This is a genomic window from Alkalinema sp. FACHB-956 (assembly GCF_014697025.1).
In the GTDB taxonomy this organism is placed as follows: Bacteria; Cyanobacteriota; Cyanobacteriia; order Leptolyngbyales; family Leptolyngbyaceae; genus Alkalinema.
This window is the reverse complement of the sequence record NZ_JACJRC010000021.1, coordinates 44,335-66,149: the sequence shown is the minus strand read 5'-3', so window position 1 is coordinate 66,149 and position 21,815 is coordinate 44,335. Positions and strand designations below refer to the sequence as shown.

At 51.0% G+C, this 21,815-nt stretch carries 23 protein-coding genes; 14 read left to right on the top strand and 9 right to left on the bottom strand.

Annotation, left to right across the window (positions count from 1 at the left end):
- Nucleotides 1-661 precede the first annotated feature (661 nt).
- The 5 genes from galE to carB all read left to right on the top strand — a co-directional run bounded on the left by galE (nucleotide 662) and on the right by carB (nucleotide 8,561).
- On the top strand, nucleotides 662-1,681 hold the full coding sequence (gene galE, locus H6G21_RS19165; RefSeq protein WP_190575044.1) for a UDP-glucose 4-epimerase GalE: 1,020 nt from the start codon (nucleotides 662-664) through the stop codon (nucleotides 1,679-1,681).
- A 135-nt stretch (nucleotides 1,682-1,816) separates the two neighbouring features.
- A complete protein-coding gene (locus tag H6G21_RS19160; protein ID WP_199307319.1) occupies nucleotides 1,817-2,131 on the top strand; it encodes a hypothetical protein in 315 nt (104 codons plus the stop codon).
- A gap of 517 nt (nucleotides 2,132-2,648) precedes the next feature.
- On the top strand, nucleotides 2,649-3,566 hold the full coding sequence (locus tag H6G21_RS19155; protein ID WP_190575017.1) for a HetZ-related protein 2: 918 nt from the start codon (nucleotides 2,649-2,651) through the stop codon (nucleotides 3,564-3,566).
- A gap of 321 nt (nucleotides 3,567-3,887) precedes the next feature.
- Nucleotides 3,888-4,940, top strand: a complete 1,053-nt coding sequence (locus H6G21_RS26310) for a helix-turn-helix domain-containing protein (protein WP_190575016.1) — start codon at nucleotides 3,888-3,890, stop codon at nucleotides 4,938-4,940.
- A gap of 384 nt (nucleotides 4,941-5,324) precedes the next feature.
- Nucleotides 5,325-8,561, top strand: a complete 3,237-nt coding sequence (carB, locus tag H6G21_RS19145; protein ID WP_190575015.1) for a carbamoyl-phosphate synthase large subunit — start codon at nucleotides 5,325-5,327, stop codon at nucleotides 8,559-8,561.
- Nucleotides 8,562-8,616: 55 nt separating this feature from the next.
- Here carB and H6G21_RS19140 read toward each other — a convergent pair whose 3' ends face one another.
- Entirely contained in the window at nucleotides 8,617-9,732 is a 1,116-nt protein-coding gene (locus H6G21_RS19140; RefSeq protein ID WP_199307318.1) for a GGDEF domain-containing protein, read from the bottom strand.
- Between the two features lie 102 nt (nucleotides 9,733-9,834).
- On the opposite strand from H6G21_RS19140, the gene H6G21_RS19135 reads away from it, so the two are divergent.
- Nucleotides 9,835-10,026 (top strand): hypothetical protein, encoded by a 192-nt coding sequence (locus tag H6G21_RS19135; RefSeq protein ID WP_242041937.1) that lies wholly within the window; start codon nucleotides 9,835-9,837, stop codon nucleotides 10,024-10,026.
- A gap of 50 nt (nucleotides 10,027-10,076) precedes the next feature.
- Here the strand turns inward: H6G21_RS19135 and H6G21_RS19130 are convergent, their stop codons facing one another.
- Nucleotides 10,077-10,664 carry a Uma2 family endonuclease gene (locus tag H6G21_RS19130; RefSeq protein WP_190575014.1) on the bottom strand — a complete coding sequence of 196 codons (588 nt, stop codon included), beginning with the start codon at nucleotides 10,662-10,664 and terminating at the stop codon, nucleotides 10,077-10,079.
- Between the two features lie 93 nt (nucleotides 10,665-10,757).
- Here H6G21_RS19130 and H6G21_RS26075 point away from each other — a divergent pair, with 93 nt between their 5' ends.
- The 3 genes from H6G21_RS26075 (at nucleotide 10,758) to H6G21_RS19120 (ending at nucleotide 11,635) form a co-directional block, all read left to right on the top strand.
- Nucleotides 10,758-10,880, top strand: coding sequence for a hypothetical protein (locus H6G21_RS26075; protein ID WP_277875311.1), 123 nt, complete (start codon nucleotides 10,758-10,760; stop codon nucleotides 10,878-10,880).
- Between the two features lie 244 nt (nucleotides 10,881-11,124).
- Nucleotides 11,125-11,436, top strand: coding sequence for a PIN domain-containing protein (locus H6G21_RS26305; RefSeq protein ID WP_347278041.1), 312 nt, complete (start codon nucleotides 11,125-11,127; stop codon nucleotides 11,434-11,436).
- Nucleotides 11,423-11,635, top strand: a complete 213-nt coding sequence (locus H6G21_RS19120; RefSeq protein WP_190575013.1) for a hypothetical protein — start codon at nucleotides 11,423-11,425, stop codon at nucleotides 11,633-11,635. The genes H6G21_RS26305 and H6G21_RS19120 overlap by 14 nt, the downstream gene beginning before the upstream one ends.
- Nucleotides 11,636-11,736: 101 nt before the next feature.
- On the opposite strand, the gene H6G21_RS19115 is transcribed toward H6G21_RS19120, so the two are convergent.
- The 4 genes from H6G21_RS19115 to ligA all read right to left on the bottom strand — a co-directional run bounded on the left by H6G21_RS19115 (nucleotide 11,737) and on the right by ligA (nucleotide 16,520).
- The gene (locus H6G21_RS19115) at nucleotides 11,737-12,384 is read right to left on the bottom strand and encodes a hypothetical protein (protein WP_190575012.1); all 648 of its coding nucleotides are present in this window, start codon (nucleotides 12,382-12,384) and stop codon (nucleotides 11,737-11,739) included.
- A 156-nt stretch (nucleotides 12,385-12,540) separates the two neighbouring features.
- Entirely contained in the window at nucleotides 12,541-13,206 is a 666-nt protein-coding gene (locus H6G21_RS19110) for a hypothetical protein (protein WP_190575011.1), read from the bottom strand.
- A 351-nt stretch (nucleotides 13,207-13,557) separates the two neighbouring features.
- A complete protein-coding gene (locus H6G21_RS19105) occupies nucleotides 13,558-13,776 on the bottom strand; it encodes a hypothetical protein (protein ID WP_190575010.1) in 219 nt (72 codons plus the stop codon).
- 530 nt (nucleotides 13,777-14,306) lie between these two features.
- Complete coding sequence (gene ligA, locus H6G21_RS25785; protein WP_190575009.1) at nucleotides 14,307-16,520, bottom strand: NAD-dependent DNA ligase LigA; 2,214 nt, start codon at nucleotides 16,518-16,520, stop codon at nucleotides 14,307-14,309.
- A gap of 499 nt (nucleotides 16,521-17,019) precedes the next feature.
- Here ligA and H6G21_RS19095 point away from each other — a divergent pair, with 499 nt between their 5' ends.
- From H6G21_RS19095 to grxD, 4 genes are all read left to right on the top strand, one after another.
- On the top strand, nucleotides 17,020-17,241 hold the full coding sequence (locus tag H6G21_RS19095; protein ID WP_190575008.1) for a hypothetical protein: 222 nt from the start codon (nucleotides 17,020-17,022) through the stop codon (nucleotides 17,239-17,241).
- 115 nt (nucleotides 17,242-17,356) lie between these two features.
- Nucleotides 17,357-17,974: a thylakoid membrane photosystem I accumulation factor gene (locus tag H6G21_RS19090; protein ID WP_190575007.1), complete on the top strand. Its 618-nt coding sequence runs from the start codon at nucleotides 17,357-17,359 to the stop codon at nucleotides 17,972-17,974.
- A 219-nt stretch (nucleotides 17,975-18,193) separates the two neighbouring features.
- A complete protein-coding gene (locus H6G21_RS19085; RefSeq protein ID WP_190575040.1) occupies nucleotides 18,194-18,439 on the top strand; it encodes a BolA/IbaG family iron-sulfur metabolism protein in 246 nt (81 codons plus the stop codon).
- Between the two features lie 35 nt (nucleotides 18,440-18,474).
- Nucleotides 18,475-18,798 carry a Grx4 family monothiol glutaredoxin gene (gene grxD / locus H6G21_RS19080; protein WP_190575006.1) on the top strand — a complete coding sequence of 108 codons (324 nt, stop codon included), beginning with the start codon at nucleotides 18,475-18,477 and terminating at the stop codon, nucleotides 18,796-18,798.
- A gap of 127 nt (nucleotides 18,799-18,925) precedes the next feature.
- Here grxD and H6G21_RS19075 read toward each other — a convergent pair whose 3' ends face one another.
- Nucleotides 18,926-19,180, bottom strand: a complete 255-nt coding sequence (locus H6G21_RS19075; protein ID WP_190575005.1) for a DUF6761 family protein — start codon at nucleotides 19,178-19,180, stop codon at nucleotides 18,926-18,928.
- A gap of 304 nt (nucleotides 19,181-19,484) precedes the next feature.
- Between H6G21_RS19075 and H6G21_RS19070 the strand changes: the two genes are divergently transcribed.
- Nucleotides 19,485-20,240, top strand: a complete 756-nt coding sequence (locus H6G21_RS19070) for a response regulator (protein ID WP_190575004.1) — start codon at nucleotides 19,485-19,487, stop codon at nucleotides 20,238-20,240.
- Nucleotides 20,241-20,273: 33 nt separating this feature from the next.
- On the opposite strand, the gene H6G21_RS19065 is transcribed toward H6G21_RS19070, so the two are convergent.
- Together H6G21_RS19065 and H6G21_RS19060 are read right to left on the bottom strand one after the other, a co-directional pair.
- Nucleotides 20,274-21,194 carry an ATP-binding cassette domain-containing protein gene (locus tag H6G21_RS19065; RefSeq protein WP_190575003.1) on the bottom strand — a complete coding sequence of 307 codons (921 nt, stop codon included), beginning with the start codon at nucleotides 21,192-21,194 and terminating at the stop codon, nucleotides 20,274-20,276.
- The gene (locus H6G21_RS19060) at nucleotides 21,157-21,708 is read right to left on the bottom strand and encodes a hypothetical protein (RefSeq protein WP_190575039.1); all 552 of its coding nucleotides are present in this window, start codon (nucleotides 21,706-21,708) and stop codon (nucleotides 21,157-21,159) included. Before H6G21_RS19060 ends, H6G21_RS19065 begins: the two co-directional genes overlap by 38 nt.
- Between the last annotated feature and the right edge of the window lie 107 nt (nucleotides 21,709-21,815).

The window sequence follows — 21,815 nt, the reverse complement described above, 5'->3', positions numbered from 1 at the left end:
GAGCCAAGCACGGGCTTTTGTGACGCATCAGAAAAATTGGGTTAGGTGAAAATTCACCCCTCAAAACTGTCTGAGTTAGCGAGTATGCTACAGCAAGAATTGCGAAACGCACGATTTTTTTGGGGTTCACCTATTAATCTTCTGCACTGCCCCCCCAATCTCTTTGATGCCAAAAGCCACCTTTTGAGCTAGCCTACTTAGGTTCCATCCCATTGGGATGAGGCAAGCGGTTGGGAAAAAGGTTCCCTAGAATGTTGAACCTGTCCTTAACGTTTGTTTAGATTAACGAACGCACCGGGTGAATGGCCCCAGGTAATTCATTCAGTGAATTGGCCCAGTCCATTCATTAGTTAATTCACTGAAAGTCAACCCATCTAGTTAACTCACAAGGAGAAGCACAGAATGACGTTAATCGTAGCGATCGCGTTTTTTGCGATTTTGTTGTTCTGGATTTTTCAAGATTTGCAAAAGTAAGTTAGGGATTCTATAGATTGATTGCACGGGTATCCAGACTTAGCGTAATTCCAGACTTAGCGTAATTCCAGACTTAAGCGTGATTCCAGATTTGGCATCCTAGGCTGGAAGATCAATCTAGCTGGGGTCTCCTCTCAGAGATCCCGAAGGTGTTATTCAGTCTTGTGGGGAGTTAAAGAGCGTGAATATCGTGAAACAACCAGCCAAAATCTTGGTCACGGGTGGAGCAGGCTACATCGGATCCCATGCAGTCTTAGCTCTACAGCAAGCTGGCTATGAAGTCGTCGTTTTGGACAATTTGGTCTACGGGCACGCCGACCTGGTCAAAGAAGTTCTTCAAGTAGAACTGGTCGTGGGTGATACCAACGATCGGGCCTTGCTGGATCAATTGTTTCAAACCCATGATTTCGCTGCCGTCATGCACTTTGCGGCCTATGCCTACGTGGGGGAATCCGTCAGTCACCCCGACAAGTACTACCGCAATAACGTCTTGGGCACCTTGACCTTACTGGAGGCGATGGTTGCCGCCAATATCAAGCAATTTGTCTTTTCTTCCACCTGTGCCACCTATGGTGTGCCCGCCGAAGTCCCAATTCCTGAAAATCATCCCCAATCCCCCATCAATCCCTACGGAGCGACGAAGCTGATGGTGGAACGGATACTGGCCGATTTCGATCGCGCCTATGATTTACGATCGGTCGCTTTCCGGTATTTCAACGCTGCCGGGGCCGATCCCCAGGGCCGACTGGGGGAAGATCATCAGCCGGAAACGCACCTGATCCCCTTGGTTCTGATGACGGCATTAGGTCGCCAGCCTTCCGTGTCTATTTTTGGCACCGACTATCCCACCCCCGATGGCACCTGCATCCGGGACTACATTCACGTTAGCGATCTCGCCGATGCCCACGTCTTGGGCTTGGAATATCTACTTCAGGGTGGCGCGAGCGATCGGTTTAACCTGGGCAATGGTAACGGGTTTTCTGTGCGGGAAGTGATTGAAACCGCTCGGGCCGTGACTGGACAGCCCATTCCTGCGGAGGAGCACGATCGTCGCCCCGGAGATCCCCCGGCCCTAGTCGGCAGTAGCGATCGAGCCAGAACCCTTTTGGGTTGGCAGCCCAAATATGCGGACTTGAAACAAATTTTGACCCATGCCTGGGCTTGGCACCAAAGTCGCCATGGCCTCGCCTCTAGTGTCACCCCATAAGCCTTGAACCTTTGAGTTGGGTGGAGGGCTATGCAAGAACCGATAGGAAACGGCAGAATACAAGTCATACAGCCGCAAGAGACGTACCCCAGTACGTGCCCCCAAAACGGATCTCAGTATAGGTTCAGCGGAACAATGGAAGCAGCAAAAGACTTGGAACCCATGACCTCCGATCGCCCCCCAACGCCCGCAGAGGAAACCCCATTAGCGCGCTTGGAGGCGATCGTCCTGGAAATTGGTGAGGCTGTCTTAGCCACCACCGAGACAGTAGACTGTTTGGCCGCCCGCGTGGAGGAAATGGCCCAGCAAGTTCAGCAACAGGGGTATCAAATTTTTGCCCTCAGCGAGGAGGTGGAGAATCTCACCATGACCCACCAAACTACGCTGGAACAGTTGGGCAACTTAACCGCAACTCTTGAGCAACTCGCGACGTCTTTTCGACAAGCGTGATGGGTTAGAACAACTCCGTGGCCCCAGCCGATGCTTCACGTCCCTAAAGGCTCTAGCCGCCTCGGGAAGGGCGGGAAGTATTGGGAATGGCTGGCAATGGCGGGAAGCGATAGGAATGGTTGGAAGCGTTGGAATCAGTCTGGGGAATCAGCCTGTGGGATCAGTCTGCGAGTGGGATGAGATCACTGACTAGCTGAGTGCAGTCGTCCTACGATACCTACACTCAGCATCAGTAGATCCCCCGATTTGTTGTGAAACTTCACAATTAGTTCGTTGGAGTCTCCTCTAATGTCCCTGTATTGGCGTCCCTGCATCCCCCCTTGCATTGACATCCCTGCATTTGCCCCCCCGCATTTGCATTCCTCCTTTGCATAACCACGTTGACAACAGCCATATACCTAGTTAGCTGGAGCTACCAAACAATCGGAGAAATGAGATTACCCGAACGGGTAAGTGTGTGAAATTGACGAAGTGCGGCACACTCTAAAGTTAAGCGGGAATGGAAGGACAGTGAACCATGACTCTAGCAGGCAAGTTAGCGCAGGAATGGCGATCGCAGTTGCAGACAGATTTACCGGGCCAAGCAAATGCCCATGGGGCCATTGTGTCCTGGTTACTGGGAGAAAACCAAGAGCAGTTCGATACCTTTAGTCATACCCAATTAGACATTGCCCGCCAAGCAATGGATTATCGCTATCGCATCCTGCGGGATCGCTATCTCAACGCCTCCCCTGAACGGGCCTATCGCAATCTGATCCAACGCCTCAGCGGCTTATTTTTACTACGCAATAAAATTAAGACTTGGATTTCCCTCTCCCGCGATCGGCAGCGGACGGTGGTGGATGTATTGCAGGAAGTGATTCAAGAGTTAATGCAGCAGGACTCCTATCTGCAACAGCAAACTGCTTGGATCAGCCAATGCACCCCCGATCCCCGGCTACGGAATGCCTTGGTACTTGCCGCGACTGAAGAATATTGCCTGCGCCCCATCCGCAACCAGCCCTTGCTGATGTATCGCTTTGTCAACTATCTGCGCCGATCGCAGCGGGGCGGCATGACCCAAGTGCCCACCGCCGACTTTATCCGTCTGGTGTCTGAAGAGGTCAATCCAGATGATGCTGACGGATCCGTTAGCCTATTGGATGGCCAAGCCATTAGCGAATATCAAGATGCCCAAGCCCAAGCCCAACAGCAGGAAATTCGGGAAGCGGTGGTGGATAACTTGGCTGCCTACCTCGATGAAAAAGTTGGCCCGGAAGCCTCTGAATGGCTGAAATTATACTTGCAGGGAAAAACTCAGGAAACCATTGCCGAAGCCCTCAATATGCCCATCAAGCAGGTCTACCGCCTGCGGGAAAAAGTCAGCTATCACGCCATCAAAGTTTTTGCCACGAAAAAGCAACCGGAATTGGTTGCAGAGTGGCTGGGGGGCTAGATTAGCTGCAATTAACACGGCCCATCTTCCCTTGAGATCTCCACAGAGAGTGTTCTCATCCGCCTCTTGACCCTGTAAACTGTCCCATAGATTCGTGGGCAACCTGAGAATTTCTTGCGATTTCCCAAAGATGTTCTAGCCTGCGTAATCACACCCCTAAATTCAGCCATCCCTGGATTCATTCAGCAAAGTGAAGACTGGCTTGATGAAGGTGAAGACTGGCTTGATGAACGTTCCATCGCATTGCTAAGGTCTTTAGAAATAGGGTATTCAGGCAGAAATTTTCAGGGTGTTGGTGTATCGGCTTAGGGAGAGAAAGCAGTGGACAAGTTTGCAGCAGAAACACTCAAAGCGATCGCAGAAAAGCTCATCCAAGCCCGAGAAGCTCAGGGAATTTCTTTGAATGAGATTTCTACTAAGACTTACATTCCGCTGCGGCTCTTGAAGGCATTGGAGGCAGCAGAGACCTACAAGCTGCCGGAACCCATTTTTGTTCAGGGGTTTATCAAACGCTATGCCGATTTGGTTGGGCTGGATGGTACCGCCATTTCCCATGAATTTCCGCTGGAACAGACCACCAGTAGCATTCCCAATCCCGTCGTCACCTACTCGCAACCTGTCACTGCCCGTCCTGCTGAGCCTTTGATCCAAGCTCCTGTCCAGTCTTCTGTGCCCAATCCGACCCGGCGGGTGGAAACTAGCCCTTCGAACGCGACCCCTCGCAACGCTTCAACCGTCGGCGATCGCTCCAATTCTTCTGCACCTACCGCTGAACCGATCGCTAGTTCCAGCACAATGCTCCAGGATTTGCCGAGTTCTTGGACGCGATCGCTGAACACCCCCTCTGACAGGCCCAATTGGCGACTGCCGGTGTTGGCCGGAATTTTAGGGGTAGTTCTCCTGGGCAGTATGGTATTCCTGCTCACCCAAAACCGGACGCCCACCCCCGAACCCGCCAGTCCTAGTGGGGCAACGACCGTTCCCCCGGCTCCCAGCCCAAGCCCCCAACCAATCACCGACGGGCGATCGGGAACCATCGCCGCAACTTCGACCACGCCAGCCCCCCAAGCTGCCGCCAGTCCTCAAGCTGCCGCTAGCCCATCCGCCGCCCCCCAACCCGGAGCCGTCACGGTGAATCTCAATGTGACAGACGACAGTTGGGTGGAAGTGGAAGTGGATGGCAAGGTCGAAACCTCGGCAACCTTGCCTAAGGGAACCCAGAAAACCTGGTCTGGGCAGAAGGAAATCATTGTTTACTCAGGGAATGCCAAGGGCGTCTCCGTTTCCCGCAACCAAGGTGCCGCCAAAGCCCTGGGGAAAACCGCCAACCCTCAAGGAATAAAATTTACGCCAACGGGGGAAAGTCCCCTCTAGGCACGATCGCAGCAACCCGTAGACTCGCGTCGATTCCAGAACCCAAAGGGTGAATGGAAGGATGACTGATGTCACACCTAACAGCACAATTGGTGGCGCAATAGTCGCGATCGACTGCCTAGACTATCAGCAACTGCCTAGACTATCAGCAACTGCCTAGACTATCAGCAACTGCCTAGACTATCAGCGAATGCTGACGACTTATCAGCTAATTCTGACATGGCTCACTACCTAGACTGACCTGGATAGGTTGTCCCCTAGGAGGAGCATTTCAGCTTGCCGTTCCTTTAGAATTTCTCCAGAACTCTTCCTTGGGTCGGCTCTTTTAGAAAGCCCCTCATCCCTTACAATAGTTTGGATTTCTGCACCTCAAGATTAATTGCCATGCCGCGTCGTAATGACCTCAAAAAGATCCTGTTAATTGGCTCGGGCCCGATCGTGATTGGACAGGCTTGCGAGTTTGACTATTCGGGGACGCAGGCATGTAAAGCACTGCGGGATGAAGGATATGAGGTCATTCTCATCAACTCCAATCCGGCTACGATCATGACGGATCCGGAGACTGCCGATCGTACCTACATCGAACCCCTAACGCCCGAACTGGTGGAGCAAGTCATTGCCAAGGAGCGCCCCGATGCCCTCCTGCCCACCATGGGGGGACAGACCGCCTTAAACCTTGCCGTTACCCTAGCTAAGAGTGGGGTGCTCGATCGCTATAACGTTGAACTGATTGGCGCGAAACTGCCCGCGATCGAAATGGCGGAGGATCGCAAGCTCTTTAAAGAGGCCATGGAACGGATTGGCGTCGGTGTCTGTCCCTCCGGCTTGGCAGAAACGATGGAAGAAGCCAAGCGCATCGCCCAGGAAATTGGTAGCTATCCGTTGATTATTCGTCCAGCCTTTACCCTCGGGGGCACCGGCGGCGGTATTGCCTACAACCAAGAGGAATACGAAGCGATCGCCCAGTCCGGGTTAGACGCCAGCCCCGTTTCGCAGATTCTAGTTGAAAAATCGCTGCTGGGCTGGAAGGAATACGAACTGGAAGTGATGCGGGATTTAGCCGATAACGTGGTGATTATCTGCTCGATCGAAAACTTTGATCCCATGGGCGTCCACACCGGCGACTCCATCACTGTTGCACCAGCGCAAACGCTAACGGACAAGGAATACCAACGCCTGCGGGATGCCTCGATTAAAATCATTCGCGAAATCGGCGTCGAAACCGGCGGATCGAACATTCAATTCTCCGTCAATCCTGAAACGGGCGAAGTGATTGTGATTGAGATGAATCCGCGCGTGTCGCGATCGTCGGCCTTGGCTTCGAAAGCTACGGGATTCCCGATCGCAAAAATGGCGGCGAAGTTAGCCGTGGGCTACACGTTAGATGAAATCCCCAACGACATCACGAAAAAGACCCCGGCCAGCTTTGAACCGACGATCGATTACGTCGTCACCAAAATTCCTCGCTTTGCCTTTGAAAAGTTCCCCGGTTCCCAGCCCACCCTAACCACGCAAATGAAGTCCGTGGGGGAAGCGATGGCGATCGGGCGGACGTTCCAAGAGTCCTTCCAAAAAGCCTTGCGATCGCTGGAAACGGGGCGAGCTGGCTGGGGCTGCGATCGCGAGGAAACCTTGCCAGCGATTGAACAAATTCGGGCTAGCCTGCGGACACCCAACCCGGAGCGCGTCTTCAGCCTGCGCCACGCCATGCTGAGTGGGATGACCGTTGAGGAGATTCATGAATTAACCGCGATCGATCTGTGGTTCCTGGATAAGTTGCAGGATTTACTGAAAACGGAACAATTCCTCCGATCGACCGCCTTAACCAGCCTCGATCAGGACACCCTATACGCCATCAAACGGCAGGGCTTTAGCGATCGGCAAATTGCCTTTGCGACGGGCACCCACGAGGATGAAGTCCGCAGCTACCGCAAATCCCTCGGGGTGATTCCGGTCTACAAAACCGTTGACACCTGCGCGGCGGAATTTGAAGCGCTGACGCCTTACTATTACTCCGCCTACGAAACGGAAACGGAAGTGCTGCCGTCCGATAAACCCAAAATTATGATCCTGGGCGGGGGGCCAAACCGGATTGGGCAAGGGATTGAGTTTGACTATTGCTGTTGCCATGCCTCCTTTGCCTTACAGGATGATGGCTATGAAACGATCATGGTCAACTCCAACCCAGAAACGGTTTCCACGGACTACGACACCAGCGATCGCCTGTACTTTGAACCGCTGACCAAGGAAGATGTGCTCAACATTTTGGAAGCGGAAAATCCCAGGGGTGTGATTATCCAATTTGGGGGGCAAACGCCGCTGAAGTTGGCAGTCCCGTTGCAAGAATATTTAGCCAGCGATTCCGCAACCGTTGAAACCAAGATTCTGGGCACCTCACCGGATTCGATCGACACTGCCGAAGATCGGGAGCGGTTTGAAAGAATTCTGCGGGAGTTGGACATCAAGCAGCCCGCCAACGGCCTCGCCCGCAGTTACGAGGAAGCGCGGGAAGTGGCCAACCGGATTAGTTACCCGGTGGTGGTGCGGCCTAGTTATGTGCTGGGCGGTCGGGCTATGGAGATTGTCTATTCCGATGCGGAATTGGAACGCTACATGGTTTACGCCGTACAGGTGGAGCCGGATCACCCGATTTTGATCGATAAGTTTTTAGAAAACGCGATCGAGGTGGATGTGGACGCGATCGCCGATGCGACGGGTCAGGTGGTAATCGGGGGCGTCATGGAGCACATTGAACAGGCGGGGATTCACTCGGGGGATTCCGCTTGTTCCATTCCGACGGTGTCGTTGCCCGAGAGCGTGCTGACGCAAATTCGTACTTGGACGGTGCAACTGGCCAAAGCTCTGAAAGTCGTGGGCTTGATGAATATCCAGTTCGCCGTGCAAGGGGAACAGGTATACATCCTAGAAGCCAATCCCCGCGCCTCTCGAACGGTGCCGTTTGTTTCTAAAGCGATCGGAAAACCCTTGGCTAAGTTAGCAGCGCGGATCATGTCGGGGAAAACGCTAGCGGAATTGGATTTTACATCGGAAATTATTCCGACCCATATCTCGGTGAAGGAAGCAGTGTTGCCCTTTGAAAAATTCGCGGGAACGGATACCATTCTGGGGCCGGAGATGCGATCGACGGGCGAAGTCATGGGCATCGATAGTAATTTTGGGACGGCCTACGCGAAGGCGGAGTTGGGTGCGAGTCAACGCTTGCCTCGGGAAGGCATGGTGTTTGTATCCACCAATAACCGGGACAAAGGGCTGGTGGTGTCGGTGGTGCAGGAGTTCATCGATCTGGGCTTCAAGATCGTGGCCACCAGCGGAACTCGTCAAGTGTTGAAGGAGCACGGTGTGGAAGTGGAGTTGGTCTATAAACTCCACGAGGGACGGCCCCATGTACTGGATTGGATCAAGAACGGGCAAATCCAGTTGATTATCAACACACCCTCTGGGGAAGAGGCCCAATCCGATGGGCGCACGATTCGGCGGGCGGCGCTGATGTATAAAATCCCCATCGTGACGACGATCGCGGGGGCTAAGGCAACGGCGGCGGCGATTCGATCGATGCAATCCCAAACCCTAGCGGTGAAAGCGTTGCAGGATTATTTTTAACGGCTAAAACAGCTAGCAGTTATACCGAGTCGCCGTTCGTGAATGCAGCGGTGAGTTAACGCAGCGATCGATCGCTGGTAACGGGTTGAGAGGCTGGGGCCAGCATCACACGATCGCGCCCCAGTCTTTTTGCTTGGTATAAGGCTTGGTCTGCCCGGTCAAACAATTGCGCGAGGGTTTCTTGGTGTTGCAAGACGGCGACTCCAAAGGATGCTGTGACATGGCCAACCTCCGGGATGGGGTGATTGGCGATAACCATTCTCAGCCGGTCTGCCAGGTGTAGCAATTCCGTTGCAGTTTCTCCAGGCACGACGACTAAAAATTCTTCGCCGCCCCAGCGACTGAAGATATCCTGTTTCCGCAAATGGGTTTGGCAACAATGGGCGATCGCTTGTAGCACCCGATCTCCGACTAAATGACCATAGCGATCGTTCACCTGTTTGAAGTGATCGACATCGCAGAGGATGATGCCGATCGACGCTTCCGCCTGATCGAGCAAGGTTTGCAGGAATTTTTCACCCGCTCGACGGTTAAAGATACCGGTGAGTCCATCTTTTTCGGCGACTTCCTTGAAATGTAATCGCTCTAGATAAAGTTTGACAACGGCATCCTGAAGCTGGGAGTAAAACAGAAGTAATGTAAAGTTAATCGCCATGGAAGGCAGAAGGGTAATCATTAAGTCAATGCCACGGGGAGTAGATAGTTCTGGCAAATGGAAACTAAAATAGATGACGACAGGTGCTGCGATCGTTATCCATAGTGCAATCGCAAGTTGGATAGCGCGATGGGGTTGAAGAAAGACGACGATTCCGGAAATTAGCAGAAACAGTCCTGAGGAAATAGGTGGGAAACTATCCACTAAACGGCGATCGGGATGTATCCAAGCATCAATGACAAAGAAGTATTCTGGGAGTAGAAAAATTAAGCAACTCCAGCCCAATGTGAGTTTGATGACGAGGGGGAGTTGCTGAGGCACTTTCAGCAGGTATAGCAAAAGGCCGAAGCAAAAGATAGCACTGGCGGGCGGAATGATTCTGGATAGGAGGTGGGGCTGGGGTTCAAAGGCGTGGAGAACGGTTGCCAATAGTCCTGCTAAGGCCATGACTGTTAGGATGAAAATGGAGGCTTTGCGCTTGAGGGCTGCTGTGGAATCGTCTGCTCGAAAGATCATAGGGGGCGTGGTAAAACTGAATTTAAGATAGACAAATTATCCAGTTTTTGCCCCGAAATGATTCAGATCATCTCAATGCAGAGGATTCAGTGCATAGCTTACTTGTATTTGAGTCCAGCGCAATTACGGCAGATTGGCATTAAGGCTTTGGTGCAGGCGTTAGGTGCGGTGGGAATGGCGCGTTTTTTGCAGCAGTTTGACCAGGGCCGTGGAGATTACACGCGCGATCGCGATTTGCTTTTGGATAGCATTACCTTAGAAGACGCGATCGCTCAAATTAAGCAATTCCGCTAAGGAAAAGGGTGATTTTTGAGTGTTCCGTTTTGCGATCGGCGAGTTGAAGTTTAAACGGATTCGGGTTCTGGGGTGAGGGTTAAACCGCGATAGATCTGTTCGATCGCAAAACTCAAGTTAATGCTTTTGAGTTCAATGGTGTCGCCTGCCTGGTAGTTAGTGATTACCCAGTCGCCTGCTTCATTTTTGTGGTACAAGTCTATTTCGATGCTGGTGGAACTAACTAACACATAGTCAATCAGCATGGGGTTTTGGCGATATAGGCGAAATTTTCCACCACGATCGTAGGCTTCGGTGCTGGGGGAGAGAACTTCAACAATGAGGCAGGGGTAGGTGATGTATTGGGTGGTGGTTTTGTCGCGATCGTCGCAGGTGACGCTGGCGTCGGGGTAGGTGTAGTTGTTGGCGTTCAGAATATTGACTTTTATATCGGAGTTGCCAACAATGCAGGCGCTATTTGTTAAGTGACTGTCAAATAGAGCAGTTAGCTTGATGGCAATGCGGCCATGATTGATGCTACCACCGGTCATGGCATAGACTTGGCCGTCAATCAGTTCGTGTTTCTCTAGCTGCTTTTCTTCCCAAGCGAAGTATTCTTCGGGGGTGAAGTGGCGGGCGGTGTCTTTGGCTGCAACCATAGTTTTAGCTCCTGGAGATATGGCCAGCGCAGTTTTAGGCTGTTTGTTCTAGATTTTAACAATTTAGACAAACCTTGGTTGGAGCCAGCCTTTTTGGAATGGTTCGGTTGGTTCGATCGTACGGGGGAGGGCGATGATGTTGGGAGCGATCGCGGCGATCGCTTTTTCACGTCCTTGCAGCGATCGTGGCAGATGCTTGAAATTACCCGATGCTAATAAATGTCGATTAATGTTACGTAGCAGGTTGAAATCAAACCTTTAACTCCCGGCCACGTCATAGAATAAGGTCAGCTTAACTAGCCTCGAATCAATGAGTGTGCTGATCTATTTGGATGTATGTTGCTTGAATCGCCCGTTTGATGATCAAACTCAGGAACGGGTTCGGTTGGAATCAGAGGCAGTTTTGCTGATTTTAGGTCGCTGTCAGCGTGGTGAATGGCAGTTGGTAGGAAGTTAGGCGATCGCGCTTGAGATTAACCAAACTCGTGATGCAGAGCGGAAATCTCAGCTTCGGGCATTTGCTGATCTAGCAACTCTGCAAGTTACTGTAGATGAATCCATTGAGGTTCGAGCGGGTGTATTTATTCAGCAGGGGGTGGGGACGTTTGATGCGTTACATTTAGCTTGTGCTGAGATCGGCTGCGCAACAGCACTGCTGACGACGGATGATCGAATGATACGTTGGGCAGGACGGCATTCAAACATGTTACAAGTGAAGGTAGTCAATCCAGTGAGATGGCTTTTGGAGGTGATGACTGATGCAAACCCATGAGTTGAGTCCAGCGCAATTACGGCAGATTGGCATTGAGGCTTTGGTGCAGGCGTTAGGTGCGGTGGGAATGGCACGTTTTTTGCAGCAGTTTGACCAGGGCAGTGGAGATTACACGCGCGATCGCGATTCGCTTTTGGATGGCATTACCTTAGAAGACGCGATCGCTCAAATTAAGCAATTCCGCCAAGGAAAAGGGTGATTTTTGGGTGTTCCGTTGTGCGATCGCATCGCTCTTTCACGTCCTTGCAGCGATCGTGGCACATGATTGAAATTACCTGTTGATAATTTGACTCAACAGCTTCAAGGAGAGCATTTCCTATAAGCTTCTTCGATTTCATGCTTCTCTACAGTATCGCCTTGAATGTATTTCTTCAAACATTTTTCAATCTCTTCTGCGTTTGCGCCAGAATTGGTAGATTTAGGTTGAGTGATTGCATTGTAAGTGCAGCTACCAACTAGAGCGACTATGACTATGAACCCAGCAATGCCCTGAAAGAGCAATTTTTTCTCATGTTTGTCAGAAGGGATAAGTGTGAGGGTTTCAACCTTAATCCCTAAGTTTTTGAGAGACTCTAAAAATTCTCGACCTTTTTCTGGCTGGACAAAATACATATTAAAATCACTGTTTTTGTCTGTAACAATAATTCCACTTTGGGGCGCAATAGAAAATTTATTTATATGGGTGTAATCTAGGATCAGAGAAACTTCAAAGTTTTTCCCAATAATCACATCAGACTTAAAATAAACACAGATCAGTCTTTCAGATGTCAGGACTAAAAATGAATCTTTTCCTTGAAATCTAACTCCTGTAACATCAAGGAAAGACTCATTTGATTTTGAATTATCCTCCAAAAACTTGACGATGAAATCTATTGGAAAACTCTGACTAAGAATACCAGTCGGCAAATGTCCTTTGATCTGAATCAGTTGCTTATAATTTTCTTTCATGTAGAATCAGCACATATATTTTCTAGGCAGAGTATACAGTATATACATATACTCAAACTTTGTCTGCGATTTAACGCTCCTAATCAGAATCTCCAATCGAACTGTTGCGACTTTACAGCTCAATCTTGTGAATTTTGAAATATTCCTAGTTTTAGGTTAACCAGAAAAATCAATCACATTAGTTACGTGGATAAGCCACTTCTTTTTACTTGAATCATAATGCAGTGTAAAATTTCCTAAGTGTCCTTCTGGAGGATTTTCGATGAGATATTTGATAGCATTTACTATGCTACTGGGTATTGCAGCCCTAATTTCTTGAGAGTGATGTCTATTCAAGGCTATGCTTAATTTACTTTCTCCTAAATTAGTTTCTAAAATCAGATCCGTTCTTTGTCTACGACATATTAGAGTCTCCGGATATTCTTGTAACAGATCATTAGTGGCAGCAACTACAACATCAAGTTCTTGTTCTAATTTAGAAAACCAGAGAGTGATTTCTTCACGATGAGTCTCTCCCAGTTCTTTGAGACCATCACCATTAAAAAAACCATCTAAATATTTCCGGACTAATGGAGCAACAATAAATGAAACCAATATTCCTACACTAGGAGTAACTACGGAAAGATAATTGTCACCGCTCAGGCGAATAACTGGGTAGGTAGAACCTCCAAATCTCTCCTCTAGCGCAATTAAAAAATCTCTTACATCACTTGGGGCATCAGCGTCGCCTAGGTCGTAGCTATACAGTAATGAAATCGTTTCTAGCTTAGATTCGCCTTTTTTCCACGACTCAAAACCTTCCCACGAGTATGATTTCTTCATAAACACTCTAATCTTACTTATACACGAAAAATTTTTGAATATGATTCAAGAGAGCAGATCAAGTGCCAGGGGCAGCATAGCTTATTGTCGGATAGAATTGAGTCTACCTAACATCCCAAATTAGAGTTTCAGTCAGAAATATTTCCATCTAACCCCAAAAAGGCGATTAAGTAGCACAATGTCTATCTAACACCTAATTTGTGATCTTAGGCTGACTAATTGCAGTATAACGTCTCTTCCAATGCCAGTACCTTTGTTCATAAAATCTTTAAGACAGGAAATTAATCGTAATATCGAGTGTTCCCACAGACTGTCAGACAAACAAACCTGCGGGACACCGATACTACACCATTACCGCAGACGTTCGCGACTGAGGATGCTGATGTATTGCCCGTCGGAATGGACAATCTTCATTGGTTGACTCCAGTGAATCCTGTCTGCAATCCGATGAACATGCAATTGATTAATCGTATCCTGAATAAATTCTTGATGACCGATTAAGTGGATCTGTAAGCGTTGTTTCTCATGTTCAACCGAACGATCGCTCCGATCGCTAGAACCTTTCGCCATAATGTGAGCTTCTCCTGTAGTGAATCGGAAGAAAGCCCAAAAATTTAGAGCCACCCCGTTTGACATCACAAACAAGAGTGGCTCGATCGAATGTTAAAATTCTCAACAAGCCTCCTTGCTGCACGACCAGCGAGGGGGATAGCTACTTGGGGTTGTTCGCGCAATCCCAGGTAGTGCCCTAAATTTTCAGGATCCCAGCGTCCCCGTGCTTCATGCCAACCCATTTCATCAAAGAAGGATGTCCACGGAGCCGCTATGAAAAACAAGCCTACGAAGAACTAAAGCTCCTGTCAATCCGTATTTCAAAAATTTGCCAGGTATCATTTATTACCTCCTCCCACCCCCAAGCAAAACTGATTGAGACCCAATCAATTTCTCATTGCGACCCATAACGATCCCCCCAAATCCCCCTATCTCCTTCGGAGAGGCTACGCCAAGAAAAAGGGGAACTTTGAAAGAATTTGACTGAATTCCCCCCTTTTTAAGGGGGGCTAGGGGGGATCTCATCTGTAGCATTGAACAATCGACTACTAAACCAACAACTCCAGCAATTCCGCTTCCGATAGCGTCGTAACCCCCAAAGATCGCGCCTTCTCCAACTTCGATCCTGCATCCTCACCCACTACCAAATAATCCGTCTTCTTACTCACAGAATCCGTCACCTTACCACCCGCTTTCCGAATCAAATCCTTTGCTTCATCCCGTTTCAAAGTCGGCAGCGTTCCCGTCACCACAAACGTTTTCCCAGTGATTGCCGTTTGCACGATCGCCCCTTGCGCCTTCCCTTCCCCAACCAATTGCAAACCCGCCGATCGCAACTGTTCCACTAACTGTTGATTACTGGGAATTTGAAACCATTGATACACCGATCGGGCAATCTCATCCCCAATGCCATAAACCGCAGCCATCTGCTCCGGGAGCGCCGCCGCCAACGCATCCACCGTCGTAAACTGCTCCGACAACGTTTGCGCATTCACACTCCCCACCAACCGAATCCCCAACCCATACAGCACCCGCGCCCAAGGCTGCGCCTTCGACCCCGCGATCGCCGTCACCACCTTTTCCGCCGACTTCTGACCCAGGCGATCGAGCCCCATCAACTGCTCCACCGTCAGGTCATACAGATCCGCCACAGAATGCACCAACCCCGCCTCCAACAACTGCGCCACCAACTTTTCCCCCACACTGTTGATGTCCATCGCCCCCCGACTCACCCAGTGAATCAACGACCCCCGCACGATCGCCGGACAGGAAGAATTCACACAGCGCGTCACCGCCTCTCCCTCAGGCCGTACCAACGCAGAACCACACTCCGGGCAATGGGTCGGCATTTGCACCTTCCGCGCCGCCGCAGGCCGCAACTCCGGCAACACCCGCAACACCTCCGGAATAATTTCCCCCGCCTTCCGAATCACCACCGTATCGCCCTCATGCAAATCCAACTCCGCAAGGCGATCGGCATTGTGCAACGTCGCCCGAGAAACCGTCGTCCCCGCCAGCAACACCGGACGCAACTCAGCCACCGGCGTAATCGCCCCCGTCCGGCCCACCTGCACCGTCACCTTTTCCAGCACCGTCGGCGCTTCCTCCGCAGGATACTTGTAAGCTATCGCCCAACGGGGAAACTTTTGCGTAAACCCTAAGCGATCTTGTAAATCAATTTCGTTAATCTTAATCACAACGCCATCGGTCATGTAAGACAAATTGCGCCGTTCCTCATTCCAGCGATCGCAGTAAGCTTTCACCGCATCCAAATCCGCACAATGTTGATGGTTCGGATCAACCCGAAAGCCCATCCTTTGCAAAATTTCCAACGATTCCCATTGCGTTTTCGGCTGCGGAAATCGCGGGGATTGGCTAGTAGAGGGGGACTGAGACGGGGCAGCCATCGGAGCGCTGGCGGCAGATTCCGCAGGCAATCCCAAGCCAAATAGCAAATCGAGTTGCACGACCTGATCGGGACTGGAACCATCACTCCCAGCGTCATCGATCGTACTAACAGGCTCATTACCCACAGCATTGTCGATCGCATACTCCACCAAGCGATCATCCACAATGTGCAATGTGTAAGCCAAGAAATCTAACTTACGTTGAGCTACAATTTTGGGATCTAACTGCCGCAGCGTTCCCGCCGTCGCATTACGGGGATTTTTAAATAACTCCTCCCCCGCCTTTTCCCGTTCGCGATTAATCTCTTCAAACACCCGATCGGACAAAAACGCTTCCCCCCGCACCTCCACCCACCGGGGCGGGTTCTCTAGATTTAATCTCAGCGGAATCGATCGAATCGTTTTCACATTTTGCGTGATCTCTTCCCCCGTCACACCATCGCCCCGCGTCGCCCCCCGCACCAGCACCCCATCCTGATAGGTCAACGCCATGGCATTGCCATCAATTTTCAACTCACACACATAGGAATACTTCTGCGGTTCCTCAACCCGTTGCCAACGCTGTTCCCATTCGTCTAAATCTGCATTGCTGAATGCATTATCTAAACTGAAGAGTTCCACATGGTGCTTTACTGATTGGAACTGACTCGCCGGTTTTTCACCAACCCGTTGCGTCGGGCTATCGGGCGTCACTAATTCCGGATAAGCTTGCTCCAGTTCCACCAATTCGCGATACAACCGATCGTACACCGCATCTTCCATCGTCGGCGCATCCAACACGTAATACTCATAGCTCGCCCGTTGCAGCAATTTACGAAGCTCATGAACCCGCTGTTGGTCTGCCTGAGAAGCCATATCGATCGTTCGCGTCCTAAAAAATAGAGAGGTCAATCAATGCACAATAAACACAGTGGCCAGTGTAGCGAATTTTGTCCCGGTCGGAACCCACACCCCCCACAAACCTCGACTCACCCTAGATCACGAACCACTGATGATGAACCACCCAGGATTCCTGAAAACAGATTCCCGAGAAAATTTTTAGCTAGATATTAAAAAACAGCTCGGATCCAGAGAGTTATGGCAAGGAGACTAGAGGTCTCGGATCCAAGCTGTCAAAGATGTAAGGGACAGTCCAATGACAGAACTAAAAGTAGTATAGTACAAAAGAACCATTTAGAAAAGTCTTGGATTCCATCGGATTACTGCGATCGCTTCGCAGTCCTGGGGTAGGATGACTGGCAGGATCCCTTGGAGTCCGTTGATGATTGGAACCCGGTTGATTAGCGGCTAATGCCCACTCAGTCCGCTGATCCCTGCCAGCAAATCCATCTATATTATTGGTGCAAAAATCTCTATGAACTTACGGTTTGCCATCGCCTGTTTCTTAGTCGTATTCGGCATGGTAGAGGGGTTTCAGTGGTTGAAACACCTCACGATTCCCTTTCCGATTTTTATTCTGGGTGGAATTGTGCTAGCCGTCATTTCCAATTACGACAAGCTACCAGTGGACTGGTTCCAGACCCTGTTGCAACCGCGATCGACCGACTCCGCACAACCCAAAGACTCTGAATCCTAAAGTTGGGACGGTTCCCTCAACGCAATTCCAGCAAGAAGCCTAGCGGGAAAGGTAAGCCCGTCAGGTAAAATCGTGAAGGCGCAAACCTTTCAAAACCTTCTTGGGAACCCGTTTTATGTCCGCTGCCCTCTCAAAAATGCTTAGTCCTCTCCAGCCCCTTCACACTCTGAGAACCTTCAGCGGCTATCTCCGGAAACTCGCAACTGTGGTCAGTCTCTGTGTGTTGGCTCTGCTGTTCTGTTTCCCGTCACCCGCCCAGGCTGCCCTGAATGACGATCGCTTTGATGGCGACATTTTTGCGCTCTATGCCGGAAATGGCTCCCTGATTCCCCCTCGGATCACCCTGGCAGATACCATCAAGAAAGAAAAACCCGCGATCGTGGTGTTCTATGCCGATGACAGCAGCGATTGCAAGGAATATTCACTGACGGTTTCCCAACTGCAAGCCTTCTATGGTCGTGCTGCAAGCTTTATTGCGATTCGAGTAGACTCCCTCCCGCTCAAAGAAGACTACGAACCGACGGAACCCGCCTATTATTACCAGGGCTATATTCCCCAAACAGTCATTTTTGACCAAAAGGGCCAAGTGCGCCTCGATGAAGTGGGTAAGGTGCCCTTTGAAAAATCCGATGATGTCCTGCGGGAAGTGTTTGATCTCTTGCCCCGATCGGAATCCCAAACGCTGCAACGGCGCAAGGTCAATGAACTGAGTACCGAACTGGTTCCGCAGTAACAATCATTCAACAATCATTTAGCGATCATTTAGCAATCATTCAACCATCATTGCAGCGATCGGCCCATCAGCAATCACTCAATCAGCGATTACTTCATGCCTTAGGGGGGATAGTCTACTTTCTATGACACCCACCCCATCGCCATAATGAAACCAATCGCCAGGAACCGCTAGACTGGAAAGAGTGAAATGTGCAGTCTAGACTTTAAAGGAGCAGCGATCGTGAATCCGGATCAGGTTGAAGCAATGATTACGGCTGAAATTCCGGATGCCAAAGTTCAGGTTTTTACCAATGATGGCTCCCATTTCGAAGTCACCGTCGTTTCCGACGCCTTCGCAGGTAAACGCCGCGTGCAACAGCACCAAATGGTCTACGCAGCCGTCAAACAAGCCATGGCAACCGAGGCCATCCACGCCCTCGCGCTCAACACCTTCACCCCCGAAGAATGGGCCGCTAAGGTGTAACGTCTAATTCAAATCACTCACCCGTCGCAAACACTATGACCCCAGAAGTAAAACAACGCATCGAAGACCTGATTCAAAACAACAAAATCATGGTTTTCATGAAAGGCAACAAACTCATGCCCCAGTGCGGCTTCTCCAACAACGTCGTACAGATCCTCAACGTCCTCGGCGTCCCCTTCGAAACCTTCGATATTCTCGCAGACTACGAAATTCGCCAAGGCATCAAAGACTACTCCAACTGGCCCACCATTCCCCAGGTCTACATTAATGGTGAGTTCATTGGCGGTTCAGACATCATGATCGAGCTGTACCAAAAAGGCGAGCTCCAACAAATGGTCGAAGTAGCCCTTGCATCCTAGGGGGTGCATTCTGGGTACGGCCATTATGGTCAGGTCACTGGACATCGCCGTGGGCAGGGCAACCGATCCCTAAAAACCACAAACCCCTCTTCCGCAGCTTGGTCGAGGGGTTCGTTATTTCCCAGGATTAGTAATAGCCCAAGTCCCAATCTGGCTGTGGCTCTGGCATCTCAAAATTCGAAGCATCGTACAAGTAGCGAGTAATCTCCTCTTCTAAACGATTAATCTGAAACGGCTCGAGGCTGTCGCTATGGCGCAGGGCGGCAATGTAGCCATCCAAATAGAGGCGAAGGTCATCAAAACGATACCCACGATTCCACAGCTCTACAAGCGCATCCGAGAGCCGTTGGTAAAAGCGAATGGTGCGTGCATCTTGAAGCATAGACTCCTAGAGGAAAGCTATCTTAACTCCTATCTTAAGATCAATTCTCTCCGATCCTCCATCGTTTGATGTAGAGATTACACGGTAATTTAATCTCCATTAAGTAACATTGCGTGAGTCATTATACGGAGACGATCGCCCCAGAAACCGCAGGGGATCTCTCCTTCGCCACAAATTGGAATCCTAAGAACAATCAAATAACTGAAAATTTGTCAACTCTCCACCCTAGGGCGTAACCTGCTTTACAAATCCAAACCAAAAGGCTTTGCTAGGCTGTTGACGTAAGTTTCAGGCATTCACCCCCGTGGGATCCGTTTGTATACAAATTATCGAGGGAAATCCGCACCTGCGATCGCTGCTCGGGTGGCACCTCCAGCAGGCGGGTTACCAAGTGTTTCAGTCCGCCGATTGCCTGCAGGCTCGTGAAGCCTTCCAGGCTCGGCAACCCAATCTCGTAATCGTCAGTAACGATTTACCTGGGGGCGAAGGTCTTGAGTTTTGTCGCTGGCTCCGTCAGCAGCCCCAGGTGATGATTTTGATGCTGTCTGCCCAGTCCACCGAGGCTGACATTGTGCAAGGGTTACGTGCCGGTGCCGATGACTATTTGACGAAACCCTTTGGGATGCAAGAGTTTTTGGCGCGCATCGATGCCCTCACCCGTCGGGCACGCATGGCCGCCCCGCCGGCCTTCCTAGACTACGGCAGCCTCAAAATTGATCTGGTACATCGGCGGGTTCGCTTTGCTGGGGAACGCATTGAACTCACGCCCCAGGAATTCAGCCTGTTGTACGTCCTGGCTCAGGCCGGGGGGTCGCCCCTCAGCCGATCGGAACTCCTGCAACGGGCCTGGCCTGACGAAATCGACAACCCGCGTACCGTGGATACCCATATCCTTTCGCTACGCAAAAAAGTCGAAATCGATCCCCATCAGCCCAGCCTGATTCAAACCGTGCGGAATGTGGGCTATCGATTGAACTTAGAAAGCTTGAACTCCACCGTGGGCCGCCCCCCGGCGAACTACCCCCAGCCTAATATCGCGATCGCCCGATCGGTGCCCTAACACAATTCCTCGCCCCCTTGAACCACCAGCCATCTATTCGAGGGGTTCATCCCATTCCGCCGCAAGTTGCTGCCGAGCTTGGCTCAGTTGGGCTTGTAACCCTGCCCAGTCAGGCCGATCGGTGAACCATTGTCCCCGACGATCGGTCAAGTACATGGCCGAGGTGCATATATCTTGGATCCAGGGAATGTCATGGGTGGCGATGATCACCGTTGGCACGGTTTTGGCGGGCAGCAGGCATTCCGTTAATTGTTGAATCAACTTCGGATCCAAATAGGCCGTTGGTTCATCCAGCAGTAAGACCGTTGGCTGAGCGATTATCCCCCGCGCGATCGCAACCCATTGTCGTTGCCCAGCCGAAAGTTGGGCTTCTGTTTTGGCGAGCCATGCATCGGGGATCGTCATTTGAGCCAGACAAGCCTTGACCCGATCGTTGATTTCCTCCGGGGCTAAGTTTCTCAGCCGGAGTGGGTATTCCAACGCCTGCTGTACCGTCATGCCCAGTAACTTCGGCTCCTGGGCCACGGCCATAATCTGCTGTCGCAATGTCGCAATGGGAACGCGATCGTAGGGCTGCCCCTGCCAAAACAAGCGCCCCTGCGTTGGGTCCATCAGCCGATTCAGCAGCCGCAACAACGACGTTTTGCCACTGCCCACTGCCCCAATCACGGCCCAGCGATCGCCCGCATGAATCTTCCCTGAAACGCCCTGAAAAACGGGGTACCCCGGTAATGTCAGCGCTGACCGTTTGCCAAACCAGCCTTGGGTTCGGGTGCTCGCTTGCTGCCCCAACGTGAGACCGACCTTTTCCAGTTGGATCAGGGGCGTTCCCTGGACTGGAGAGGGTTGATTTTGCCCAATACCCGCCTGCATTCCCGCTGCTCCCCCACGCTTCCAGTCTCGATTGCCATCCACGCTATTGCCCACCGATCGCCACCCCGATCGTCCAGGCATCTATCAGCAACAGCAGTACCGTGAAGCCGAAGAGAATGATGTACATCCAGGGCTGGGACAGGGGTTTCACATCCGTCGTATCGATCCCCGTTTCCGCCTGCACCCGCCGCACAAACCGGGAAAACCCAACAATCCGCATCGGTAGCAGAAAGCCTTCCCCCGATTTCGTTACAAAATAATAAACCAATCCACCTTGTCCCGTGCTTCTAGGCTTCAAGGCTGCAATTTCTTCCCAGGCCACCTGCCAGCCTTTCCGAAACAACTGGGGCACCCAAGCCGGATAGGTCACTTGCACCCCCTGGCCATCGACCACGACCCGCTCACTCAAGGCTCCGTACAGCGCGATCGCTCCCAGACCCAGCCCAACCCACAACCAATTGGCTGGAACGGGGGCTTGGGTAAACTCCGCTAAAAAGGGTAAAGGAATCGTCAACGCCGCATATAGGCTCAGTAATGTCCCACGAATCAGCGGCGAAATCCGAAAGGTATCCACCTCCTGGGGCCGATCGCTCACCCGATCCCCCGCCTTGGTGGGCACGGTGGTTTCTGGCGCAACAGATGCAGGAGAAGAAGGTTCCAAGTCTTGATTCACAGGATATTTGCCCAATAACCGTACTTTTA